This is a genomic window from Thalassospira sp. CH_XMU1420-2, from assembly GCF_037029325.1.
In the GTDB taxonomy this organism is placed as follows: domain Bacteria; phylum Pseudomonadota; class Alphaproteobacteria; order Rhodospirillales; family Thalassospiraceae; genus Thalassospira; species Thalassospira povalilytica.
On the sequence record NZ_JAYMEG010000003.1, the window covers coordinates 791,993 to 817,292 of the forward strand.

At 54.0% G+C, this 25,300-nt stretch carries 20 protein-coding genes and 3 tRNA genes; 6 read left to right on the top strand and 17 right to left on the bottom strand.

Features of this window, described 5'->3' with window-relative positions; all coding sequences use genetic code 11:
* Positions 1-54: 54 nt before the first annotated feature.
* The 11 genes from WA429_RS13385 to WA429_RS13435 all read right to left on the bottom strand — a co-directional run bounded on the left by WA429_RS13385 (position 55) and on the right by WA429_RS13435 (position 11,878).
* Entirely contained in the window at positions 55-687 is a 633-nt protein-coding gene (locus WA429_RS13385; RefSeq protein WP_287464934.1) for a hypothetical protein, read from the bottom strand.
* Between the two features lie 377 nt (positions 688-1,064).
* Positions 1,065-1,141 (bottom strand) — tRNA-Val (locus WA429_RS13390).
* Between the two features lie 286 nt (positions 1,142-1,427).
* Positions 1,428-1,504 (bottom strand) — tRNA-Val (locus WA429_RS13395).
* Positions 1,505-1,617: 113 nt separating this feature from the next.
* A complete protein-coding gene (locus tag WA429_RS13400; protein ID WP_008891813.1) occupies positions 1,618-1,890 on the bottom strand; it encodes an HU family DNA-binding protein in 273 nt (90 codons plus the stop codon).
* A gap of 263 nt (positions 1,891-2,153) precedes the next feature.
* Positions 2,154-4,565, bottom strand: coding sequence for an endopeptidase La (gene lon / locus WA429_RS13405; protein ID WP_068518908.1), 2,412 nt, complete (start codon positions 4,563-4,565; stop codon positions 2,154-2,156).
* A 130-nt stretch (positions 4,566-4,695) separates the two neighbouring features.
* Positions 4,696-5,961 carry an ATP-dependent Clp protease ATP-binding subunit ClpX gene (gene clpX / locus WA429_RS13410; RefSeq protein WP_068518907.1) on the bottom strand — a complete coding sequence of 422 codons (1,266 nt, stop codon included), beginning with the start codon at positions 5,959-5,961 and terminating at the stop codon, positions 4,696-4,698.
* A gap of 301 nt (positions 5,962-6,262) precedes the next feature.
* Positions 6,263-6,892, bottom strand: a complete 630-nt coding sequence (clpP, locus tag WA429_RS13415; protein WP_068518906.1) for an ATP-dependent Clp endopeptidase proteolytic subunit ClpP — start codon at positions 6,890-6,892, stop codon at positions 6,263-6,265.
* A gap of 43 nt (positions 6,893-6,935) precedes the next feature.
* Entirely contained in the window at positions 6,936-8,396 is a 1,461-nt protein-coding gene (gene tig / locus WA429_RS13420; protein ID WP_068518905.1) for a trigger factor, read from the bottom strand.
* 114 nt (positions 8,397-8,510) lie between these two features.
* A tRNA-Leu gene (locus WA429_RS13425) sits at positions 8,511-8,595 on the bottom strand.
* 168 nt (positions 8,596-8,763) lie between these two features.
* Entirely contained in the window at positions 8,764-10,164 is a 1,401-nt protein-coding gene (locus tag WA429_RS13430) for a malonyl-CoA decarboxylase (protein ID WP_287464933.1), read from the bottom strand.
* Between the two features lie 250 nt (positions 10,165-10,414).
* Entirely contained in the window at positions 10,415-11,878 is a 1,464-nt protein-coding gene (locus WA429_RS13435) for an NAD(P)H-hydrate dehydratase (RefSeq protein WP_287464932.1), read from the bottom strand.
* Between the two features lie 210 nt (positions 11,879-12,088).
* Here WA429_RS13435 and WA429_RS13440 point away from each other — a divergent pair, with 210 nt between their 5' ends.
* Positions 12,089-13,354 carry a D-amino acid dehydrogenase gene (locus WA429_RS13440; RefSeq protein ID WP_287464931.1) on the top strand — a complete coding sequence of 422 codons (1,266 nt, stop codon included), beginning with the start codon at positions 12,089-12,091 and terminating at the stop codon, positions 13,352-13,354.
* Between the two features lie 21 nt (positions 13,355-13,375).
* Complete coding sequence (locus WA429_RS13445) at positions 13,376-14,488, top strand: PAS domain-containing sensor histidine kinase (RefSeq protein ID WP_287464930.1); 1,113 nt, start codon at positions 13,376-13,378, stop codon at positions 14,486-14,488.
* Positions 14,489-14,590: 102 nt separating this feature from the next.
* Here WA429_RS13445 and WA429_RS13450 read toward each other — a convergent pair whose 3' ends face one another.
* From WA429_RS13450 to bfr (WA429_RS13470), 5 genes are all read right to left on the bottom strand, one after another.
* On the bottom strand, positions 14,591-15,073 hold the full coding sequence (locus tag WA429_RS13450) for a c-type cytochrome (RefSeq protein WP_287464929.1): 483 nt from the start codon (positions 15,071-15,073) through the stop codon (positions 14,591-14,593).
* A gap of 43 nt (positions 15,074-15,116) precedes the next feature.
* A complete protein-coding gene (gene cueR / locus WA429_RS13455; RefSeq protein WP_068518899.1) occupies positions 15,117-15,500 on the bottom strand; it encodes a Cu(I)-responsive transcriptional regulator in 384 nt (127 codons plus the stop codon).
* 15 nt (positions 15,501-15,515) lie between these two features.
* On the bottom strand, positions 15,516-18,041 hold the full coding sequence (locus WA429_RS13460; RefSeq protein WP_287464928.1) for a heavy metal translocating P-type ATPase: 2,526 nt from the start codon (positions 18,039-18,041) through the stop codon (positions 15,516-15,518).
* A 214-nt stretch (positions 18,042-18,255) separates the two neighbouring features.
* On the bottom strand, positions 18,256-18,747 hold the full coding sequence (bfr, locus tag WA429_RS13465; RefSeq protein ID WP_068518898.1) for a bacterioferritin: 492 nt from the start codon (positions 18,745-18,747) through the stop codon (positions 18,256-18,258).
* Between the two features lie 21 nt (positions 18,748-18,768).
* Entirely contained in the window at positions 18,769-19,245 is a 477-nt protein-coding gene (gene bfr, locus WA429_RS13470; RefSeq protein ID WP_287464927.1) for a bacterioferritin, read from the bottom strand.
* A 268-nt stretch (positions 19,246-19,513) separates the two neighbouring features.
* On the opposite strand from bfr (WA429_RS13470), the gene WA429_RS13475 reads away from it, so the two are divergent.
* A complete protein-coding gene (locus WA429_RS13475) occupies positions 19,514-21,088 on the top strand; it encodes a cryptochrome/photolyase family protein (protein ID WP_287464926.1) in 1,575 nt (524 codons plus the stop codon).
* A gap of 206 nt (positions 21,089-21,294) precedes the next feature.
* On the opposite strand, the gene WA429_RS13480 is transcribed toward WA429_RS13475, so the two are convergent.
* Entirely contained in the window at positions 21,295-21,459 is a 165-nt protein-coding gene (locus tag WA429_RS13480; RefSeq protein ID WP_114097336.1) for a DUF1127 domain-containing protein, read from the bottom strand.
* 691 nt (positions 21,460-22,150) lie between these two features.
* On the opposite strand from WA429_RS13480, the gene WA429_RS13485 reads away from it, so the two are divergent.
* The 3 genes from WA429_RS13485 to WA429_RS13495 all read left to right on the top strand — a co-directional run bounded on the left by WA429_RS13485 (position 22,151) and on the right by WA429_RS13495 (position 25,298).
* A complete protein-coding gene (locus tag WA429_RS13485; protein WP_068518894.1) occupies positions 22,151-23,413 on the top strand; it encodes an ABC transporter substrate-binding protein in 1,263 nt (420 codons plus the stop codon).
* A gap of 96 nt (positions 23,414-23,509) precedes the next feature.
* On the top strand, positions 23,510-24,418 hold the full coding sequence (locus tag WA429_RS13490) for a carbohydrate ABC transporter permease (RefSeq protein WP_068518893.1): 909 nt from the start codon (positions 23,510-23,512) through the stop codon (positions 24,416-24,418).
* Positions 24,411-25,298, top strand: a complete 888-nt coding sequence (locus tag WA429_RS13495; protein ID WP_068518892.1) for a carbohydrate ABC transporter permease — start codon at positions 24,411-24,413, stop codon at positions 25,296-25,298. The genes WA429_RS13490 and WA429_RS13495 overlap by 8 nt, the downstream gene beginning before the upstream one ends.
* Positions 25,299-25,300: the final 2 nt, after the last annotated feature.

The window sequence follows — 25,300 nt, forward strand, 5'->3', positions numbered from 1 at the left end:
TCAAAGGGACAGCAAAAGCTGTCCCTTTTTTCATATGCTGTCTTGATCCCTGCCCTAACCGACAATCACATTGGGGACGGGATCGGTGATTGACCTGATTTCCCAGCGTAGCCGGTTCTGGCCGCCCACTTCCTTGAACTCGGCGGCGTTATGGCTGCGGATGCCCGCTGTGGTCCGGAACTCGATCTTGCCGGTCATCTGATAACCCAGCGCATTCAGACGGTCCTGATACTGATCGGGCACAAAGCCGCCGCGAATTTCGACTGTATTACGATCCTTGTGAAAGAACATCTCAAGGATGCGGGACTGCCGACGCACAAACACAAAGCTTTTTTCACGTATGATATTGCCGCGACGCTCATAAACCATGTTGAAGACGCCCCGACCGTTATAGGTCAGCTGACGCACACCCGAATCGCGTTTCAGATCGGCAAGAACCTTGGCGACCTTTTCCTTTTCACCGGCTTCATCAAGACTGTTGTCCAACAGCCCCTGGGTAATGTTTGGCTGCACCAGTAGCCCGCGATAGCTCAGGCGATAGTCACCATTACGTTCCATCGAAATGTCGATATTAAAGGAGTCCGGCAGATAGCAACTTGCCAGAACCAGCGGCAGAAACAGCACAAGCATCAAACGGCGAATTCGTCTGACAAGGTTTGAAACGCGTTCAGCCGGGGAAACATTCATGGTGCAGGTTCCGATTCTTTTATCCAGTGGCTGGTGCCTTGCGCTTAACACTGCCCGGCAGATGCCCAAGCGTCAACTTTTACAGATATTTACCACACCACCACAATGGGACGGATTACACCTGTCAGCCACCCACAAACCCGGATGCCGAAAACAACAGCCGTCAACAGCTGCACAAACCCGCAACAGAGTCCCGTTGCACACGCAGCAATCCACTTTGTCATGACACAGCATATGCGCCACACAGGGCCTTTTCGCACCCTGTAACGCAGCGCAAAATCACCCCGCATCCAAACGCGCAGATGACGATCTTGATTTCATGTCTATCAGGGAAAACCGGCAAAGAAAAAAGGCAGCCTTTAGGGCTGCCTTTTTCATGGTGGGTGATGAGAGATTCGAACTCCCGACCCTCTCGGTGTAAACGAGATGCTCTAACCAGCTGAGCTAATCACCCGTTGCGTATCCGCGCTGTTTTCTGCGGAAGCGGGCGGAACTTACCATGGTTTTTTCAAAAAGCAATGCCCTGATTGCAGAAAAATGTAACTTCTATTTCAAGGGTATTTATCCACGGCAACTGGTCAACCTGAACCCGCCACAATTCCCCGTAAACATCCCTGAACGCCCGATAATTTCGGCAAATCAATGCCGTGCAAGATTTCGCAGTGATTCGGAAATGATTCGACCAGATTCGCAATCGGCCCAGATACGAGAAAAGGCAGCCTTTAGGGCTGCCTTCTTCATGGTGGGTGATGAGAGATTCGAACTCCCGACCCTCTCGGTGTAAACGAGATGCTCTAACCAGCTGAGCTAATCACCCATTTGTTTCCGCGCTGTTTCCTGCAGAAGCGGGGCGGAACATAACACGGTTTTTACAAAAAGCAATGCCGGTGACGTGTGTCACCGGCATTTTTTCTAAGAACTTCGTCAAACTTAGTTGACGGCATCCTTAAGGCCTTTGCCAGCCTTGAACTTCGGCTGTTTCGATGCCGGGATGTCGATTTCTTCACCGGTGCGCGGGTTGCGACCTTTTGAAGCAGCGCGAGCAGCGACAGCGAAGGTACCGAAACCAACCAGACGAACTTCGTCGCCGGATTTCAGAGAATCGGTGATGGAATCGAAAACAGCGTCAACCGCTTTAGCAGCGTCAGCTTTGGACAGATCAGCTTTAGCAGCTACACTTCCAACGAGATCGTTTTTATTCACTTCCTGGCCCCCTTGTTTGGACGTTCGGAGTTATGAGGAAATTTGGTTTGCCCCAAACCTGTTGCATGGGCAGTGTAAGCAGGTAGCAAACAGCTCGTCAATGCGAGAGACGCAGTTTTCTGCGGTTTTTGACGTTTTTTTCCTTTTTTTGCGCTTTACACCAATCTCGACATGGCCCTTCGCCGATTCTTGGGCAAAGTTATCCACAGAAAAAGGGGAGCGACATGGTCGCTCCCCTTGTTTTCTGCCGGTTGTGACGGACCTTAATGAGTCGTCACACCGCCGATTTCCGATTCTTCACCGTCCTTTGATTTGACGGCAACATCATCATCGGGCTCTTCCCACTCGATCGGGACCAGCGGATTGACCAAAGCATGGCTCAGAACTTCATCAACATGGGACACCGGAATGATTTCCATGCCACGTTTGACGTTGTCCGGAATCTCTTCGAGATCCTTTTCGTTCTCCTGCGGGATCAGAACGGTTTTGACCCCGCCCCGCAGTGCCGCGAGAAGTTTTTCCTTCAGACCACCGATCGCCAGAACACGGCCACGCAGCGTAACTTCGCCGGTCATTGCCACATCCTTGCGCACCGGGTTTCCGGTCAGAACAGAAACAACCGAAGTCACCATGCCCACGCCAGCTGACGGACCGTCTTTCGGGGTCGCACCTTCGGGCACGTGAACGTGAATGTCGCGTTTCTGGAACAGGGTCGGCTTGATGCCGAATTCCGTTGCACGCGACCGCACGAACGACGTTGCCGCCTGGATCGATTCCGTCATGACTTCACCGAGCTTGCCGGTGGTTTTCATGTTGCCCTTGCCCGGGACGGTAACGGCTTCGATCTGAAGCAGATCACCACCGAATTCCGTATAGGCAAGACCGGTAACAACGCCGACCTGGTCTTCACCCTCGGTCTCGCCATAGCGGAACTTGCGGATACCGGCATATTTGCCAAGCGTCCGCGGCGTCACACGCACGGTCTTGATATTTTCAAGCATGATGCGTTTGGTCGCCTTACGCGCCAGACGGGCCAGTTCGCGTTCAAGGTTACGCACACCGGCTTCGCGGGTATAGAAGCGGATCAGATCACGAAGCGCTTCGTCAGAAATGCTCCATTCACCTTTGCGCAGACCATTATCCTTGATCTGTTTCGGGATCAGGTGACGTTTGGCGATTTCGACTTTCTCGTCTTCGGTGTAACCGGAGATCCGGATGATCTCCATACGGTCGAGCAGCGGCTGCTGCATACGAAGCGAGTTGGCCGTTGTCACGAACATCACATCCGAAAGATCGTAATCGACTTCAAGATAGTGGTCGTTAAAGGTCGAGTTCTGTTCCGGATCAAGCACCTCAAGCAGGGCCGATGCCGGGTCGCCACGGAAATCCGAACCCATTTTTTCGATCTCGTCGAGAAGGAACAACGGGTTGGAATATTTCGCCTTTTTCATGCCCTGGACAATCTTGCCCGGCATGGAACCGATATAGGTCCGGCGATGACCGCGGATTTCGGATTCGTCGCGCACACCGCCAAGCGACATGCGGATAAAGCTGCGGCCCGTGGCATTGGCCATCGACTTACCAAGCGAGGTCTTACCAACACCCGGAGGACCAACAAGGCACAGGATCGGGCCTTTGACTTTTTTGGTACGCGCCTGAACCGCAAGATATTCAAGGATGCGTTCCTTGACCTTCTCAAGACCGTAATGTTCCTTATCAAGGACCTTCTTGGCCTTTTTCAGATCATGGGAAACACGCGAACGCTTGTTCCACGGAATCGACACCATCCAGTCAAGATAGTTGCGCACCACGGTGGCTTCTGCCGACATCGGGCTCATATTGCGCAGTTTCTTGAGTTCTGCCTGGGCTTTTTCCTTTGCCTCTTTGGGCATCTTGGCCTTGTTCAGCTTCTCTTCGATTTCAGAAGCTTCATCCTTGCCGTCTTCGCCTTCGCCAAGTTCTTTCTGAATGGCTTTAAGCTGCTCATTCAAATAGTACTCGCGCTGGGTTTTCTCCATCTGGCGTTTGACGCGGTTGCGGATTTTCTTTTCGACCTGCAACACGCCGATTTCGGATTCCATGAAACCGAAAATACGCTCAAGACGATCGCCAACCAGCTTGGTTTCCAGCAATTCCTGCTTTTCGGAAATCTTCAATGACAGATGGGATGCCACCGTGTCAGCAAGCTTTGCCGGTTCTTCGATCTGATTGACCGAAACCAGGACTTCTGGCGGAATTTTTTTGTTGAGTTTGATGTACTGCTCGAACTGTGTGACCACAGAACGTGCCAGTGCCTCAAGTTCGCTGTCATCTTCGTCAGCGTCCTCGCGCACGGCACCATAAGCCTGGAAGAAATCCGGGTTATCGACATAACCGGAAATCTCGGCACGCTTGCCGCCTTCGACCAGTACCTTGACGGTGCCGTCCGGCAGCTTGAGAAGCTGCAAGACAGTTGCGACAGTACCAACTTCATAGAGATCTTCGACGGCCGGGTCATCAAGACCGGCGTCCTTCTGGGTAACAAGCAGGATCTGCTTGTCTTCGCGCATCACATCTTCGAGTGCACGCACCGATTTCTCTCGTCCGACAAAAAGCGGAACAATCATGTGCGGGAACACGACAATGTCGCGCAACGGCAGCACCGGGTAAATTTCGCCACGCGCCAATTCGACCATTATGTTCTATTCCCTACTCTGAGCCAAAAACGTTGCTGGGGTCCTGCCATAGGCCCCGCCAGTAACGCGAACATTTCTTAGATAAGCTGAAATTCCCGCACCGCAATGGATGCCGGTGCGGGATTTAAGATCAGGCGGTATTTTCGACACCTTCATGGCGCTCCGAATGGATCAGCAACGGTTTTGCCTTTCCTTCGACAACGTCATTATTGATGACGATTTCCTCGACACTTTCCATGGTCGGCAGATCGAACATGGTATCAAGCAGGATACCTTCCATGATCGAGCGCAGGCCACGTGCACCGGTCTTGCGTTCGATTGCCTTGTCGGCAATCGCCTTGAGCGCGTCCGGCTGGAAGGTGAGCTTCACATCTTCCATGTCAAACAGGCGCTGATACTGCTTGATCAGTGCGTTTTTCGGCTCGGTCAGGATTTTGACCAGAGCATCATTGTCGAGGTCTTCAAGCGTTGCCAGAACCGGCAGACGACCGATGAATTCCGGGATCAGACCGAACTTTAGAAGATCTTCCGGTTCGACTTCACGCAGAACTTCACCCGTACGGCGGTCATCGGGGCTGCGAACATCGGCACCAAAGCCGATTGCGCTGCCCTTGCCACGCTGTGAAATCACCTTATCCAGGCCGGCGAACGCGCCACCGACGATGAACAGGATGTTGGTGGTGTCGACCTGCAGGAATTCCTGTTGCGGATGCTTGCGGCCGCCCTGCGGCGGAACCGATGCAACAGTGCCTTCCATGATCTTGAGCAATGCCTGCTGCACACCCTCACCCGAGACATCGCGCGTGATCGACGGGTTGTCGGATTTACGCGAAATCTTGTCGACCTCGTCGATATAGACGATGCCGCGCTGGGCGCGCTCGACATTGTAATCCGCAGCCTGCAGCAGCTTGAGAATGATGTTCTCGACATCTTCACCCACATAACCGGCTTCGGTCAGGGTGGTGGCATCCGCCATGGTGAAGGGCACATCAAGAATACGGGCCAGGGTCTGGGCCAGAAGCGTTTTACCGCAACCGGTCGGACCGACCAGCATGATGTTGGACTTCGCCAGTTCGATGTCTTCATTCTTGCTGGCGTGATGCAGGCGTTTGTAATGGTTGTGAACCGCGACCGAGAGAACTTTTTTCGCATGGCCCTGACCGATGACATAGTCATCAAGGACCTTGCAAATCTCTTGCGGAGAAGGCACCCCGTCTGCCGATTTGACGAGATGGGTTTTATGCTCTTCGCGGATGATGTCCATGCAAAGCTCTACGCATTCATCACAGATGAATACGGTTGGACCGGCGATGAGCTTGCGAACCTCGTGCTGGCTCTTTCCACAGAAAGAACAATACAGAGTGTTCTTGGAGTCCCCGCTATTCGATTTGCTCATACAAACCCCAATTACGTTTGACGTTATCTTTTATCGCCATGTTAGCCGGTAAACGATACCGATCTCAACGTTTAATCTGCGCTTTTCGACGTTATGGCGTCATGTTTGATATGGGTCCGCCATCGTGGTTGCGAAACCCCTTGCATTAATCACCCGAACGTTCGAGCGACCCACAAGTTCCAGACGTCGGCCTGTCGCACGCGCTAATTACCTGTCTATGACTTAAAACTGCCATGAGGCAAGACATAAAAAAACGCCCCGGCCATTGACCGGGGCGTTTTCACCGATTGCGATACGGCAATCAGTCTTTCTTTTCATCGCCTTCCGGCTTCGGACGCGAGGTCACCACTTCGTCGATCAGACCGAATTCCTTGGCCTGATCCGGGGTGAGGAAGTTGTCACGCTCCATCGCATCTTCAATCGTCTTGAGATCACGGCCTGTATGTTCGACATAAATCTCGTTAAGACGCTGACGCAGTGCCAGGATTTCACGGGCATGGATTTCGATATCCGATGCCTGGCCCTGGAAACCGCCGGACGGCTGGTGGATCATGACGCGTGCATTCGGCAGGCAATAACGCTTGCCCTTTGCACCGGCCATCAGAAGAAGCGATCCCATGGATGCCGCCTGCCCCATGCACACCGTCGAAACATCGCAACGGATGTATTGCATGGTGTCATAGATGGCGAGACCCGAGGTCACAACACCGCCCGGAGAGTTGATGTAAAGCGAAATATCCTTGTCCGGATTTTCCGATTCGAGATGCAGGAGCTGCGCACAGATCAGCGACGACATGCCGTCATGGACCTGGCCGTTGATGAAAACGATACGCTCCTTGAGCAAACGCGAAAAGATGTCGTAGGCACGCTCGCCCCGGCTGGTCTGTTCAACCACCATCGGTACAAGCGAATTCATCTGTTCTCTAATCATCAACTGCAACTCCCTACATTATCCTAAACCGTGTCCGGTCGGATTACTTCTCGTCGGATTTGTCAGCTGCTTTTTTCTTCGCAGCCGGCTTCTTGGCAGCAGCTTTCTTGGCCGGAGCCTTTTTCTCTGCGTCCTTTTTCGCCGGTGCTTTCTTGGCAGCCGATTTCTTCTTCGGAGCTTCGTCTTCCTCTTCCGGCTTCAGAAGTTCTTCGACCGTAACGGTCTTTTCTTCAACCTTGGCGAGTTCGACGATGTAATCCACGACCTTGTCTTCATATACAGGGCCCTGAAGCGCCTGCAAGGCCTGCGGGTTATTTTTATAGAATTCAATAACCTGCTGTTCCTGGCCCGGGTACTTCTGAGCTTCGGCAACGAGGACCTTGTTCACGTCTTCCTGGGTAACCTGGATGTCGTTTGCACGGCCGACTTCTGCCAGCAGAAGACCCAGAAGAACGCGACGTTCTGCGATTTCGCGGAACTCTTCGGTCAGCTCTTCTTCGGACTTGCCTTTGGTTTCGTCATCTTCCTGACCAGCTTCACGGGCCTGTTTGATCTGACCAATGATGCCTTCGAGTTCGTTTTCAACGAGCGAGGTCGGAAGTTCGAAGCTGTGGTTTTCTGCAAGGGCGTCAAGCAGTTCACGCTTCAGCTTCTGACGGGAAACCGATTCGTACTCGCGGCCGTAATCCTTGCGGATCGCGTCCTTGAGGGCTTCGAACGATTCCTGACCGAGTTTCTTGGCCAGTTCGTCATCCAGCTCAGCCGGTTTCTTTTCTTTGATTTCCTTGACGGTTACGTCGAACTCGGCGTCTTTGCCTGCGAGTTCAGCCGCACCGTAAGCTTCCGGGAATTTCACTTTGACGACAACTTCGTCACCAGCGTTCACACCGGTCAGCTGATCTTCGAAACCATCGATGAACGAGCCCGAACCCAGTTCGAGTTCGTAATCTTCGGCTTTGCCGCCGTCGAATGCTTCACCGTCGATTTTGCCGAGGAAGTCGATGACAACAACGTCACCTTTTTTCGACTTGCGCTTGCGTGCGAGCGGCTCGGTGGTGCCCTGTGCAGCAGCAATACGCTCAAGCGTTTCGGTAACCTTGGCTTCGTCAAGTTCAACAACTTCACGGGTCAGCTTCAGCTTTTTGAAGTCCATGGCTTCGATTGCCGGGATAACTTCAACAGCGATATCGAACTCGAGATCACCACCTTCGTCGAATTTGGTGACTTCGATTTTCGGCTGAACAGCCGGACGCAGGTCATTGTCGGAAAGAACTTTGCCGGTGTTTTCGTTCACAGCAGCTTCAAGAACTTCACCCATGACGGCCTGGCCATAACGCTGACGCAGGAGTTTCGCCGGAATTTTGCCCGGACGGAAGCCCGGCAGGCGAACCTGGTCTTTGATCTCGTCAAGCTTGGCGACGACTTTTTCTTCGATTTGTGCGGCGGGCACGACGACTTTGAACTCGCGCGCCAGGCCTTCGTTTTTGGTTTCAGTAACCTGCATAGATAACTCTTTTGCTTGGTTCGAATAATGTCCGTTACGCGACGCAGTCCGGACGTCAGAAAGTCAATATGACTAAACGAATATAAAACCTGATCTAATTTTAAAGCCTGCAAGTGGTACGGGCGAAGGGACTCGAACCCCCACGGATTGCTCCACTGGAACCTAAATCCAGCGCGTCTACCAGTTCCGCCACGCCCGCACACAAGCACGCAAATCACGCCGGTAAGACCGGAATGAGTGCGCCTTAATACAAACTTCGCTCACCTCATGCAAGCATCGCCTTTTCGACAAATGCATTCTTGTCGAAATTAACCGGCAAACGGCGGCGCTATCGCGCGACTTTCAACGGTTTGCGTGAAAAAAGAAACTAGCGCAAAAGACGTTTGACCGCGCCAGATGCGGCAATTTTGCCCAGCCCGACATAGCTTTCGTGATTTTTTTCGATCATCGAAAGGTCGTAAAGATAGTTCACCATCACACCGAATGACTGCAGCCAGCCGTTTTCCTTGCCATTGCCGTTCCAGTTAAGCCGTTCGACCCGGGCCCCGTTGGTCAGGTGGAAATGCGCCACCGGATCAAATGCCGACCCGGTTTCCGGGCGTCTGGCATTCAACAAATACCATGCGGCAAGATATTCGATATTGGCACGCGTGCGTTCGCTTACCTCGTCGGGATGTTTGGCAGGCGGCTTTGGCCCCATCAAGTCATCACAATCACGCAAGGCCGCCTCGATCGCCTTGGGCAGGCCGATTTCCTGTTTTTGCGCCATTGCATCAAGCTGTTTGTTCATCCAGCCGCGCAGTGCCGGGATCGGTGACAGGGTGCTGAACTGTTTAAGATCGGGCAAATCGCGCTGTAACTCACCCACCACCCGCTTGATCAGGAAATCGCCAAAACTGATCCCCGCCAACCCGGCCTGTGCGTTCGAGATCGAATAGAAAATCGCGGTATCGGCCACCGCGCCTGCTTGATCGTCCTGATGTTCATGTGCGTCCTGATCGCCCTGGATCAGGGCATCGACATTTCCGGCGATGCCGTTAACCAGTGCGACCTCGACAAAGATCAGCGGTTCATCGGGCATTCCCGGATGGAAAAAGGCAAAACATCTGCGATCCGGGGCCAGCCGGCGCTTAAGATCATCCCAACTCTGGATCGCGTGAACGGCCTCATAAGCGATCAGCTTTTCCAGAAGGGCTGCTGATGAATTCCACGTAATGCGCTGTAATTCCAGAAAACCGATATCAAACCAGCTTGCCAGCAATTCCTTGAGATCGCGTTCAAGAATCGCAAGTCCCGGTGCCTCCTTGCGCCAACGCAAAAGATCAGCCCGCAGATCAACCAGAAACTTCACCCCCTGCGGCAAGGAGTTGAATTCCTTAAGGATCATGCGAAATGGCGGCACAAGTGCGGTTCTGAGCTCCGCCTCCAGAAGCGCCTGTTCAGCCAGATCATCAGCCATGCTCCAGTCTGCCATGACCGCCGAAACATGATCGCGATCCACGCCAAATTCATTGACCAGCAAATGCAGAAACGCACGTTTGCCCGCATCATCAAGGCGCAGAAAATCATGTCCAAGTTCCGCCGCACGTGATCGCGCCGATACCGCACCACCGCGCCGGGCCAGACAATCTGCGATCTGGCGGCGCCAGCGATCCTGACGGCTTTGGCCTTCATCCAGACCAAGACTGCGCACAACCGAACTGTCGCGCAATTCACGCCAGGCCAGACGAAGGTTATCGATGGTTCTGTCAAGAAAGGTTTGAGACATGATTGTCCCCCACATCCAGCAGTTTGACAGCCCGGCCATGATCCGGGCAGACCACGACTGACCGTTGTTTTTTCGCACCACGTAAGACATGCAGGAGATGTCGGTTGCATCACTTTTTATGCGGCTTTATGCGGCCTGTCTGACATTTATATCGGAAGGTAGGCACCAAACATCCAGCACCTGTTGGTACTTGTCACAAATTTGGTGCAAAACGCGCTTTGCGCAATCACCCGGATCAATGGCGAAATGATCAGGCTTTCTTCCGCGAGGCCAGCCACAATTCGCGCAGAATGACGGGAAGATGGTCCGGAATATCTTCGGCGATCAGCCCCGGGCCAATATCCGCACCGCACCGGCCATGCAACCAGACACCCATGCAGGCCGCATCAAACATTTCCATGCCCTGTGCCATCAGCCCGCAAATAATCCCTGCCAACACGTCGCCGGAACCGGCCGTTGCCAGCCAGGGGGCTTCAATGGCGCTGATGGCCGCGCGCCCGTCCGGGGCGGCAATGACCGTATCGGCACCTTTGATCAGAACCGTCGCACCACTTCGTTTCGCCGCCGCCCGCGCCCGGGTCAGTTTGTCACCTTCGATGTCGGGGAACAGACGGCCGAATTCCCCTTCATGCGGGGTTAATACCGTCGGCCCCTGAACCGCAAAACATAATGTAGACGGATCATCGGCAAAACTTGTGAGCGCATCCGCATCCAGAACCGTTGAACGGCACTGATGCAAAAGTTTGAGAACAAGGCTTCTTGTATCGTCGCCAACCCCGTATCCGGGCCCGATGACAAAGGCGTTATGCCGACAATCATTCAAAAGCGTTTCGATCTGCCCGATCGGTGCGGTCATCACGCCGGGGCTATCGGCCCCGTATATCGGCAAGACTGCGGGATCGGATACCACCGTCAACAATCCGACACCGGACCGCCGTGCGGCCCGCGCGACAAGCCGGGTCGCCCCGGTCATGGCAGCCCCACCAAAAGCCAGAAGATGACCACGATGATATTTATGCCCGTCAAGACCGGGCCAATGAATGCCCGCCCGCCACAAAACAGGATCATTGCGCCAGCAATTCGGCCGGATTTCCGAAATGATCTGATCGGAAATCCCGATATCGCGAATGGCCAGTTCACCGCACATCAATCGCCCCGGCAAAAGATAGTGCCCCGGCTTGGCCCGGCAAAACGTAACCGTCAGATCCGCCTTGATCGCACATCCGCGGATCATGCCGGTATTGCCATCAACGCCCGAGGGCACATCAACCGAAACCACAGAAGCCGTACTTGAATTGATCGTGGTGACAAGCACCGCAATATCGTCCGTGATGTCACGGACAAGCCCGGCACCAAAGATACAATCGACAACAAGATCCGCCCCGACAACCAGCGCCGGCGACAGGCGTTCGGATGCACCTTCCCAGCGCGCGGCATGATGTGCAGCATCCCCTTTAAGGGCCGCGACATCCCCCATCAGCCCAAGCCTTACAGACCAGCCCGCCTCGCGCAGCAAACGCGCAATGACAAAACCGTCCCCGCCATTATTGCCCGGCCCACACAGAACCGATACCGATCGCGGTGACCAGTGGCGCACGATTTCTTCGTACACCGCACGTCCGGCATTCTCCATCAGCACATCACCGGCAATCCCGCCATCGATGGTGCGACGATCTGCTTCATACATCTGGTCTGTGGTCAGAATTTCGAACATTTCACCCCGTCAGCTTTGCGCGGCAGCATCAACCCGCATGGCGGAATTGCCGCCTGCCTGTCCGGTCACCGGACATGGCAAGTCACCGGTAGCCATTTTCCTGATGTAACAGTATATTGCACCAAAATTCGCACATCAGACAGTTAGCACATAGGGTTATCTTTCTGGTCTGCAAAGATCACGCACTTTCCGCAACAAGGCTTTGCCCACATGCATGTTGTCGTTATGGGTGCTGGCGTCATCGGGACGACAGCGGCCTGGTATCTTTTGCAAAATGGTCATCAGGTCACGGTAATTGACCGCCAACATGCCAGCGCGCAGGAAACCAGCTTTGCCAATGGCGGTCAGATTTCTGCATGTCATGCAACCCCGTGGGCCAACAAAGGTACGCCGGGGCAAATCCTGAAATGGCTTGGTCGCGAAGAAGCGCCGCTTCTGATCAGAATGCGCTTTGACCCGCAACTGTTTGCATGGGGATTGCGGTTTTTGGCCAATTGCACGGATAAACGTGCGCAGATCAATCTTGAAAAGGCCTTGCGGGTTGCGACCTATAGCCGTGATTGCCTGCGTGCGTTGCGCGGTCAGCTAGACCTGCAATACGATCACAGCGAACGGGGTATCCTGCATATTTGCCGCGATGATGGCGAAATGGCTGCGGTTGCGCGTGCGACCCAACAGATGCAGGAACTCGGTCTTGGCCGAAAACTGGTCAGCACGCAGGAATGTTACGAAATTGAACCTGCCTTGCGTCAAAGCACGGCCCCGATTGTCGGGGGCAGCTACACCCCCGATGATGAAAGTGGCGATGCCCGAAAATTCACCGAACAACTGACCGGCCATTGCCGTGCCCGTGGTGCCGATTTCAAATTCAACACCACGATTGACCGGCTGATCCATGACAATGGCAAGATCACGGCAGTCCAGACCAATCAGGGGCAGATTAACGCTGATGCCTTTTTGGTCAGTCTTGGCAGTTACAGTCCGCTTCTGGTCAGGCCGCTTGGCATCAATTTGCCGATTTACCCGTGCAAGGGCTATTCGATCAGTATCGATACGACCGGCTATGACGGCGCACCGCACACCGCCCTGATCGATGACAGCGTTAAAATGGTGTATTCAAGACTTGGCAACCAACTTCGGGTTGCAGGCACTGCCGAGCTTGACGGGTATAACCTGCGCATGTCGCCGCGCCGAAATCAGCTGATCGTTGATAAGGCATTAGAATTGTTTCCAAATTGCGGGGACCGGTCCAGCATCGCCTTTTGGTCGGGATTGCGCCCGGTGACGCCTGATTCTGCCCCTATTCTTGGCGGCACAAAATATGGTAATCTGTTCCTTAACACGGGGCATGGGACGCTGGGCTGGACGATGAGTTGTGGATCGGCAAAGGCAATCGCCGACGTTATAAGCAATCGCACACCTGACATCCCACTTACAGGGCTGGGTATCGAACGTTTTAAACGAGCGTTACTGTAAACCATGGGACCAGGGGCTGATATGACCAGCAATACACCGATTGGCACAACCAGTGTGCCATTGGCCGATCAGGTTGTCTTGAACGCCCTTCCCTATGCGGCTGTCATCTGTGATCGAAACGGTATTGTTCTTCAGTGTAACGAGGCCATCGCGCGCCTGATTGGTGTGTCGCGCGACCGCATGATGGGCCGCAAGGCCGGCTTTCTTTCCAAGGGCCTGATCAACGATATCGAAGACGTGTTCGCATCGGGCCGCACCTGGCGCGGTGATATTGTTCTGGTTGGTGCATCTCGCGAAAGCCATGTTTGCGATCTTTCGATCGCCCCGCTTGAATATTTCCAGAACAATGAAACACGTACTGCGGTTTTGATGACGCTTCTGGAAAATGATCGTCAGCAACAAGCCGAGCGATCCCTGATGGAACAAACCCGCCATCAGGCCGACGCAAATGCATCAAAATCCGACTTCATCGCCAATATGGGCCATGAACTGCGTACACCGCTTAATGCGATCATCGGCAATTCCGAACTGATCGCCCAGGCCGTTCTGGGGGATATTCCCGATGGTTATCGGGATTGCGGACGCGATGTGTATGAAGCAGGCAAGCACCTGCTTGAACTTGTGAACAATGTTCTTGATGTGTCCAAGCTGTCGGCCGGATCCATGACCCTTCAAGCCGAAGACGCCGATCTTGGCATCGTCATCAATGAAGCAGCCAAACTGGTTCGTGACGACATCACCCGTCGCAAGCACCATCTTCGGATCGACTTGCCACAGGATGGATTTACCCTTCGCTGTGACAAGCTGAAGCTCAAACAAATCCTGATCAATATTCTGAGCAACGCTGCGAAATTCACCCCTGATGGCGGCACGATCACGATCAATCTGACATCCACTGATGATGACGTCACCATCGCAATTGCCGACAATGGCGTTGGCATGAGCCCGAATGACATTCCGCGCGCACTTGCCCGCTTTTCACAGCTGCACCCATCCGGGGTCAAGGAAAGTGCCGGGACCGGACTTGGTCTTCCGCTGGCAAAGCTGCTGGTCGAACTGCATGGCGGCAATCTCAGCATCGAAAGCGCGCCGGGCAAAGGAACAACCGTGCGCATCACGCTGCCGCGCGGATAACCCTGCATCCCGAATATCAACACAAAAGCCCCGCATCGGTCGTCCGGTGCGGGGCTTGGTGTTTCATGCAGCCGCGCTGACCACACCAGTCTGCTCTGCATACTATTGCTGTTGTGCAGTTGACTGGTTGATCTGGTCGTGGCGTTGTCTGACCTCCTTGGGCCAGCGGCTTTTGATATAGGACAGGCTGGCGATGATTTCTTCATCACTCAGGACATCCTCAAACCCCGGCATGGCCGAGGTGTAACCATCCCCTGCCATTGCGGCCGGACCATATTTGGTCAAGGCAAACAGCAGGGCATCGGGGTGATGCCAGGTGTGACCGGTTTCATCATGTGGTGGCGCTGGCAGCAAACCGTCTTCACCCCGTTCGCGCCAATTGGCCTCACCTTCCAGTTTTACGCCGTGGCAGGACGCACAATTGGCGTCATAGATTTTCTTGCCAAGGGCCACGACCTTCAGGTCATCGGGGTGCAATTCCACGTTCTGTTGCGGCCCGGCCTGCGGGATGAAAAAGGAAACAATTCCATACATGATGGCGGCCCCGACAGCGGCCCCCAGCACCATAACACCTTTGTTTTGCACGCTTTGGTCTCTCTCTTTTCTTTTTTGATTTACGGCCCGCGCTTCAGCGCGCCAGATCGTTGATGATCGGACAATGCGGACGATCATCGCCGTGGCAGGCATGCACAAGATCGGAAAGTGTTTTCTGCAAGCTTTGCAGTTCCGAAATCTTGCGTTCGATTTCACTCAGATGGGCCTTGGCGATTTCCTTTACGTCAGACGATGCGCGGTTGCGATCCTCGTAAAGCGACAACAGGACACGGCAATCCTCGACCGAGAATCCAAGCCCGCGCGCACGTTGCAAAAACCGCAATTTATGCAGGTCATCGTCACTGTAATCGCGATATCCGTTTTCAAGCCGCCCTGGCGTAACCAGCCCGATATCCTCGTAATAGCGGATGGTTTTCGCCGGAAGCCCGCACCGGGTTGCTGCATCGGAAATATTCATAACTGTCTCCCCGCCTTAACGCCGGACTTTCCAGCCGCGCAACGTCAAAGAGTTGCCGACCACCGAAACAGAACTGAGCGCCATGGCCGCCCCGGCAATCGCCGGGCTCAGAACGCCAAGAGCGGCAAGCGGCACACCCACCACGTTATAGGCAAAGGCCCAAAACAGGTTCTGTGCGATCTTGCGGCGCGTGGCGATCGAGATATCAATCGCCGCCGACACCAGCGCCGGATCCGACCGCATCAGGGTGATACCCGCGGTCTCCATGGCAACATCGGTACCGCCCCCCATGGCAATACCAACATCGGCGGCCGCCAATGCCGGCGCATCATTGATGCCATCGCCAACCATGGCAACATGACGGCCCTGCTTGCGCAGTTTTTCGACCTCGCGCGCCTTGTCCTGCGGGCGAATACGTCCTTCTCCGCGCTCCAATCCCAATTCACGGGCAACATGGGTTGCGACATCCTGACTGTCACCAGACAACATGATGGATGAAATGCCGCGCGCCTTAAGATCGGCAATCGCCTGTTTGGCGCCTTCACGAATGCGGTCTTCAAGGGTGATATAGCCCGCAAACGCACTGTCAATCGCCACCAGCACAACTGTGCGGCCTTCGCTTTCATGCTGTTTGATTTCATCGGCAATCGCCTGTTGTGGGGATGCGATACCCTGATCCTGCAACAGGGCCTCTGTCCCGATTGCAACCGAATGGTTTTCGACACTGGCCAGGACACCGGCCCCGGTTTTGCCTTTGAAATCGGTGATATCGGGGATCTGCATTTCCTCGTCACGGGCCAATGACACAATCGCACGCGCAAGCGGATGTTCGCTTGCGGCCTGCACCGCCGCAACCAGACGCAACATGTCATTGCGTTCGACCCCGTTTACCGCACGAACGTCACGGACCGTCGGTGTGCCTTCGGTGAGGGTTCCGGTTTTATCAAAGATCACGGTATCAACGTTATGTGCCTGCTCAAGGGATTCGAAATTGCGGATCAGGATCCCGTTACGCGCGGCACTGCCCGTCCCCGCAACAAGGGCGGTCGGGGTTGCCAGACCAAGCGCACAGGGACATGCGATCACCAGCACCGAAACTGCGGCAACGATGGATGCTTCTGCCCCGTATCCCATCAGCAACCAGACCGAAAGGGTCACAAGGGCGATCGCAACCACCACCGGCACAAACACCGAAGAAACACGATCCACCAGTTTTTGCACCGGCGCCTTGCCGGTCTGGGCCTTTTCGACCAATCGAATGATCCGCGAAAGCGTGGTGTCATCGCCAACCGCACGTACTTCGATATCCAGTCGACCGGTGCCATTGACCGCACCACCAACAACGGCATCGCCGGGCATGCGCGCCACCGGCCGGGTTTCACCGGTAATCAGGCTTTCATCCAGTTCGCTTTCACCGGCATGCACAGTGCCGTCGACCGGAACGCGTTCGCCCGGCAGCACACGGACAATATCCCCCACCGTCAGACTTTCGATGGCGACATCCTGTTCACCAGCACCATCAACCAGTTTGCGCGCACGCCGCGGGCGCAATGCCATCAATTCACGGATCGCCGCGGACGCACCGCGTTTGGCGCGTTCTTCCATGATCTTGCCAGCCAGGATCAGGGTAATGATCGCTGCTGATGCCTCGAAATATAGATGCATGTCGCCGGGCTTGCCGACCACCATGTTATAGACACTCAGGAAATAGGCCGCCGACGTTCCAAGTGCGACAAGAACATCCATATTGGCACTGCGATGGCGCAATGCCGCCCAGGCACCTTTGTAAAACCGCTGACCAATGATGAACTGCACCGGTGTTGCCAGAACCAGTTCAAGCCAGGCCGGCAGGTGATAATTCACACCCAAATTCATCCACACCATCTGCAACACCAGCGGCGCGGTCAAAAGTGCCGATACCGCAAGCATCACAAGTGACTTGTCAAACCGGCGCGCCTGCCCATTGTCGGCGGCGGATTGCCCGTCGGTCACATCATTATCGCCCGTCGCGGATGTGTTGCGCGACGTTGCATGATACCCGGCATCCTCAATCGCGCGAATGACCGCTGCATCATTGACCTTGCCGGGCAACGCGTCGATATCAGCACGTTCAAGGGCGAAATTGACGCTGGCCGATGTGACGCCCAGCATCGCGGCCAAAGCCTTTTCCACGCGCAATGCACAGTTCGCACAGGTCATGCCATCAACATCAAAAGACAGCTGCTGTTGCGGAACGCTATAACCGGCATCCTTGATGGTATCTGCAATCTTTGCCGTATCAAGCTTGTTACCGTCAAAGCGGATATTGGCGGAATTCAGTGCCAGATTGACATCGACGCCGGTCACGCCATCAAGACCGGCAATCGCCTTTTCCACGCGCCCGGCACAATTGGCACAGGTCATGCCCTCAATCGGCAAACTGACTTCGTCCTGTTGCGCGGACGGTGCCTGTGATCCACTGCCTGTGCTTTCCTGGGTAGTGCCTTCTTGGGCAGCACTTCCTTGGGCGGTGTGATCGGTTGTTTCGATCCGGCTATCCATATCTTGTCACCTCAATCCGGGTTGACGGGGTGCGCATGGCTTTAATGCCGTTTGGCGCACATCCCTGTTTGATATGGTGGAAGATAGACCTTCCAGCAACTGGAAGGTCAAGCCGAAAAGTTCCGATGCGAAAAAAGACTGTAACACTTTGAATTATAATAAAAAAAGCCCCGGACAAATTCCGGGGCTTTTGAAGCGTTGATCGCAAATTCGATCAGCCGTGCGGGTTCGGTTCCCCGGCCGCGCGGAACTGGATGTAGTTTTGCAGACCCATCATATCGATCAGGCGGATCTGCTGTTCGATCCAGTAAGCGTGATCTTCTTCGCTGTCATCCAGCAAACCTACCAGCATCTGACGGGTCTGGAAGTCGTCTTCCTTTTCCGCGATTTTGATGGCTTCCTTAAGCAGGTTGATCACGTGATATTCGTGCTCGAGATCGTTTTTCATCATCTCGGGCACGGTTTTGCCGATCTTGATCGGTTCACGCGATGCGGTGTCGGGCACACCTTCAAGGAACAGGATACGCTCGATCAAACGTTTGGCGTGTTCAAGTTCCTCGTCCTTTTCATGGTGCATGCGCTCATACAGCGAATGCAGGCCCCAGTCAGCATACATTTCGGCATGCGTGTTGTACTGGTCGGCCGCAGACAGCTCGGCAGTCAGCTGTTTGTTCAGTGCGGCAATAACCTTTTTACTACCCTTCATGGCGTTAAGCTCCTGATCTGGTTAGTCGCCGTCGCCTGAACGGCTTTGAATGTAATTTGCGATACCGACATGTTCGAGTTGCCACTCCTCGGTCTCAAGCCAGTCGACATGTTCTTCCTGTTCTTCAAGGAATTTGACCAGCAGATCACGGGTGACAAAATCTTCGGATTTTTCGCATGCAGTGATTGCTTCGCGCAGCAGCGGCAAGGAGGCCAGTTCGAACTTCATGTCGCAACTGACGATTTCCTCGACATTTTCGCCGATCATAAGTTTATTGAGGTTCTGAAGATTGGGCAGGCCTTCAAGGAACAGAATGCGCTCGATCGTGTCATCGGCACGTTTCATCTCCTTGATGGAAAGCTTGTACTCATATTCGCCCATTTCTTCGACGCCCCAGTCGCGCAACATCCGGGCATGCAGGAAATACTGGTTAATCGCAGTCAGCTGATTGGTCAGAATGCGATTAAGATATGTGATGATCTTGGGATCACCTTTCATCATGGCTCTCCTGATGGGTTGGGCTACCAAGATATTGGGAACAGCCCCCACCCGTTTCAAGAGAAAAACGCGCCTTTGATTACCATTATCAATAATTTAGGCGATTTCCTTAAAATTCTTCATTTACACTGCTTGATTAAAAATCATTCGCAGATTTGGGCCTGCGAATGAAAATCGCTTCGCCAAAAAACCACCTGAATGCGATCCTTTACCGCCCCTGATCCGTACGACTCGTAACCGCATTCACGCAGCCTGTACCGGGATCAAAATGCCTTCTTGTCAGACCATTCGTTTCGTATTGGGCGATCAATTGACGCGCTCTGTTTCAAGTCTTGCCGATGCAGATCCGCAGACCGACGTGATTGTCATGGCCGAACCGCGTCAGGAGGCCACCTATGTCCCCCATCACAAACAAAAGATCGTCCTGATCCTGTCGGCAATGCGCCATTTCGCAGATCAGCTGCGCCAAGAAGGCTTCATTGTCGATTATCATGACTATCAAACCCGCCCCTGCGACAGCTTCAGCAAAGCACTGCGGTCATCCCTTGATCAGTATAATTGCCGGAAAATCATCATCACCGAGCCCGGAGAATGGCGGGTTCGCAAGGAAATAGAGGGCTGGGAAACGCAATTTGATGCGGAACTTGAAATTCGCCCCGATGACCGCTTCTTTGCGACACTTGGCGCGTTCGAGGATTTCGCACGCGATCGCAAAGAATTGCGGATGGAATATTTCTATCGCGGGCTGCGGCGCGAAAGCGGCATTCTGATGGAACCCGATGGCACGCCGGTCGGGGGCAAATGGAACTTTGACCACGACAATCGCAAACGCCTGCCCGACGATGTGACACCGCCTGAACCAATATCCTTTGCACCAGATCAGATAACCCGCGATCTTCTGGAATGCGTTGACACAGATTTCCCCGATGCCATCGGAGATGCCTGTTCATTCGGATGGGCGGTGACGCGCGATGATGCGCTGGCTGTACTTGATCATTTCATCACCACTCGCCTTCCCCGCTTTGGCGATTATCAGGATGCGATGACGGTCAAAAGTGCGACCGTTTATCACGCCCTGATCAGTCCCTATCTCAATATCGGATTGCTGCTGCCCGACGAAGTCTGCCGGGCAGCAGAGCGTGCCTATCATGACGGCACAGCGCCCCTGAATGCGGTCGAAGGCTTTATTCGACAGATTCTTGGCTGGCGGGAATATGTGCGCGGTCTTTACTGGTTTATGGGCCCGGATTACGCCACGCGTAATCATTTCAATGCCGGACGGGCACTGCCGGCCTTTTTCTGGGACGGGAACGTTTCACTGAACTGTTTGCGTCATGCAATCGGCGAAACGCTGAACAATGCCTATGCCCACCATATTCAGCGCCTGATGGTGATTGGTAACTTTTCCCTGCTTGCCGGTCTGTCCGTCAAGGACGTGTGCGATTGGTATCTGGCTGTTTATATCGATGCTTTTGAATGGGTTGAATTGCCAAACACCCTTGGCATGGCGCTTTATGCCGATGGCGGGGTTATGGCGTCCAAACCCTATGCGGCCAGCGGAAAATACATTGATCGCATGTCGGACTATTGTCAGGGATGCCAGTTCAATCCGCGCAAAAACACCGGGCCGGACGCCTGCCCGTTCAATGCGCTTTACTGGCATTTTCTGGATCGCAATGCCGATACGCTTGGCAACAATCCCCGCCTCGGCATGCCATATCGTAACTGGGCCCGAATGAAAGACGAGACAAAGCGCGACCTGATCACGCAGGCCGAACAGTTCCTGAACCGTCTTGATAAAGGTGATTTTTCAAATCCGCCAAAGCAGGCAACACTGTTTTAAATCCCGGAAATCAACCCAAAGCCGGGCGGGTTTCCCCGTTCCGAACCAGAACGGCAAGCTGATGACAGAACAGGCTGCCCTGGACTGGATGCCAAAAGATTGAATTACCAAAAGACGAAACTGTCGCCCAAAACACAAAAAGCCGGACTGATGTCCGGCTTCCGCATTGGCAATCCCGATGAACGGGTGCCTAAAGTGCGCTGGCGTTATGCAATCGCGTCACGAGCTGCTTTACGAGCAACGTCTTTGATCTGCCAGTGAGAAATACCGACATCATCAAGATCGCGCTTATCGAGGCCGTAAAGTTCATTCGCAACCGAGCGTGCATAGGCCCAACGGCGAACAGCAACAAGAATACTGGACAGGAACATGTTGAACCTCCTTGGGTTACAAATTTCGAATGCTGCCTTGGAGCTCACCTCCAACTGTCTGGCGCATTCACCTCAGTAGTTTCGCAATGCAATATGCCCAAGGGTCACTCAATCCTCAATTGCCAAAGTTTGCATATCATCTGTTCCATTTTGTCACATATAAACCCGTGACCACGGCTGATCGGCCACGAAACCCCGAAGTTATGCATATTTCACAGGTGTTTTCAGCCAACGGACGCCCCGCCAAAATGTACCGCGGCGCGGCAAAACATTGGCAACCACAGGCAATATCAGCTTTATTTTGACGGAAATGACATCTGTTTTCGCGAAATTGATGACCGATTTGACGTCGGGCAAACAGGATCGCCCGTTTTGTCGACCGACAACAGATCAGTCAAAACCGGTAAATGGTGTAAAACAGGTTTCATTTGTGCCGGATCACATCGTAAACCATACCAATATGCTTGAATTTTCCGGCACTTGTGACGGTCCGGAACATCTTTGATGCTGACAAACGCTCTAATTGTTTTTGCTGCCCTGCAATATGATGATTGACTACCAAATCATTTTTGTAACAAATTGTTTCAGTTCGCATTCTGGAAACGCCCTGTTACAGTTTTGTGGATGCATTGAACGGTCTCTCACAGCATGTTGTCGCTGCAAATGGTTCAAAGCCAGGGAGGAAACCTAAATGTATCTGCGCAAAACCATCCTCGCCACCGGTGTGGCGATTTCTGCACTCGCAACCGCAAGCTTTGCACATGCAGAGCCGACTGCTGAAGTTCTGCACTGGTGGACTTCGGGCGGCGAAGCGAAAGCTGTTGCTGCACTTAAAGAAGATTTCGAAGCCAAAGGCGGCAAATGGGTCGATAGCCCGGTTGCTGGTGGCGGCGGCGATGCGGCCATGACCGTTCTGCGTTCGCGCGTTCTGTCCGGTGACGCACCGGCTGCTGTTCAGCTTAAAGGTCCGGCGATCCAGGATTGGGCTGAACAGGGTGCGCTTGCTGATCTCAATGACGTTGCCGAAGCGGAAGGCTGGGACAAGGTTATCCCGCCGGCGATTCAGGACGTCATGAAGTATGAAGGCGACTATGTTGCTGTTCCGGTAAACATTCACCGTGTTGACTGGATCTGGGCAAACCCGACCCTTCTGGCAAAAGTCGGCGCGACCGAAGCCCCGAAAACCTGGGACGAGTTCAACGCCCTTGCTGACAAGCTCAAAGCTGCCGGTATTACCCCGGTTGCCCATGGCGGTCAGCCGTGGCAGGACGCAACCGTCTTTGAAACCGTCGTTCTTGGCCTTGGCGGCCCGGAATTCTTCCAGAAAGCCCTGGTTGATCTCGACGAAGACGCTCTGAAATCCGACACCATGAAAGCGGTGTTCGACCAGATGCGCAAAATCCGCGGTTATGTCGATGCCGACTTCCCGGGTCGTGACTGGAACCTTGCAACCGCAATGGTCATGAATGGCGAAGCTGCCATGCAGATCATGGGTGACTGGGCAAAAGGCGAATTCCTTGCTGCTGGCAAAGTACCGGGCAAAGACTTCATCTGCTCGGCAACCCCGTCTGAGCACGGCTACCTGTTCAACGTTGACAGCTTTGCAATGTTCAACGTTTCGGGTGACGACAAGGTCGAAGGCCAGAAACTGCTTGCTGAACTGATCGTTGGCGAGAAGTTCCAGGAAACCTTCAACCTTCTCAAAGGTTCGATCCCGGCACGTCTTGGTGTTTCGCTCGACAAGTTCGACGATTGCGCCAAGAAATCCGAAGCTGACCTTCTGGCAGCCCAGGAAGCTGGTGGCTTCCTGCCGTCCATGGCACACGGCATGGCACTTCGCGGCCACCTGTCCGGTGCGATCGTTGACGTTGTCACCGCCCACTTCAACTCCGACATGTCGTCTGACGAAGCCGTCTCGCGTCTGGTCGAAGCTGTTGAACTGGCCAAAGACTAATCTCACCTGATCTGAACAGTCTTATCGACTGAATCGTATGCAGGTCCCGGTTTCCGGGGCCTGCTTCCCGCTACTTTAACTTTTGAGGCAAAGGGTATGGGGGCTTCTCAAAGCACCGAAAGCAACCTGACGGCCCGCATCCAGCGTCATCTTTCCAAGATCGTTGTTGCACCGTCCTTTGCTGCGTCCCTGTTTTTCGTTTACGGGTTTATCCTGTGGACGGGCTATATGGCGTTTTCCAAGTCGCGCATGCTTCCTGTATGGGATTGGGCAGGCCTGCGACAGTATGAACGCCTGTGGCAAATGGAACGCTGGCATGTTGCCATTGAAAACCTTCTGGTCTTTGGCGGTCTGTTTATCGTGACCTGCCTGATCATCGGGTGCCTCTTGGCAGTTCTTCTTGATCAGCGTATTCGCGCCGAAGGCGCACTTCGCACGATCTTCCTGTATCCGATGGCCCTGTCCTTCATTGTGACCGGTACCGTCTGGAAATGGCTTCTCAATCCGGGCCTTGGCCTTGAAAGCATGATGCATGATTTTGGCTGGACGAGCTTCAAGTTCGACTGGCTGGTCAATTCGGACATGGCGATCTACACGGTTGTGATCGCGGCTGTCTGGCAGGCATCGGGCTTTGTCATGGCAATGTTCCTTGCGGCATTGCGCGGCGTCGATCAGGACATCATTCGCGCAGCCTATATGGACGGTGCCAGCCTGCCCCGTATCTATTTCGGCATTATCATTCCGTCGATCCGCCCGGTTTTCCTGAGTGCGATCGTCGTTCTGGCCCATCTGGCCGTCAAAAGCTTTGACCTGGTCATCGCCCTTACGGGTGGCGGTCCGGGTTACGCATCGGATCTTCCGGCAACCTTCATGTACACCATGGCATTCCAGCGCAACCAGCTTGGTGTTGGCGCGGCCAGTGCAATGATGATGCTGGCAACCGTTATGGCAATCATTGTGCCGTACCTGTATTCCGAACTGCGCGGAGGCAAGAAAAATGGCTGATCTTCAGACCTATAGCCACGACGCAGGCTGGAAAAACACCGTGCTGCGCGGCTTGCTCTATCTCGTTTTGATCCTGTTCGCAGCCTATTATCTGTTCCCGCTGATCGTCATGATTTCAACATCGTTGAAGTCGCTTGACGAAATCCGCGAAGGATCACTGATTTCGCTGCCGCGGGTGGTGACGTTTGATGCATGGAATTATGCATGGAACGAAGCCTGCGTCGGTGTGGAATGCACCGGGATCAAAGTCTATTTCTGGAACTCGGTCAAAATGGCGATCCCCGCCGTTCTGATTTCGACCTTCCTTGGTGCGATCAACGGATATGCACTGACCAAATGGCGGTTCAAAGGTGCCAACATCGTGTTTGCACTCCTGCTGTTTGGGTGCTTCATTCCGTTCCAGGTCGTTCTGCTGCCGATGTCACAGGTTCTTGGCAAGCTCGGCCTTGCCAGCTCGACCCCGGGCCTTGTTATGGTCCATGTCGTTTACGGCCTTTGCTTCACCACCCTGTTCTTCCGGAACTATTACGTATCGATCCCGGATGAACTGGTAAAGGCAGCCACCATTGACGGTGCGGGTTTCTTCACCATTTTCTGGCGCATCATTCTGCCGATTTCGACCCCGATCATCGTGGTTTCGGTCATCTGGCAGTTCACCCAGATCTGGAATGACTTCCTCTTTGGCGCGTCCTTTGCCTCTGGCGAAAACGCTCCGATGACAGTCGCACTCAACAATATCGTCAACACCACTACCGGCGTGAAACAGTACAATGTCGATATGGCAGCAGCCCTGCTGACCGGTCTTCCGACATTGCTGGTTTATGTCCTGGCAGGCAAATACTTCGTCCGCGGCCTGACCGCCGGTTCGGTGAAGGGATAAGC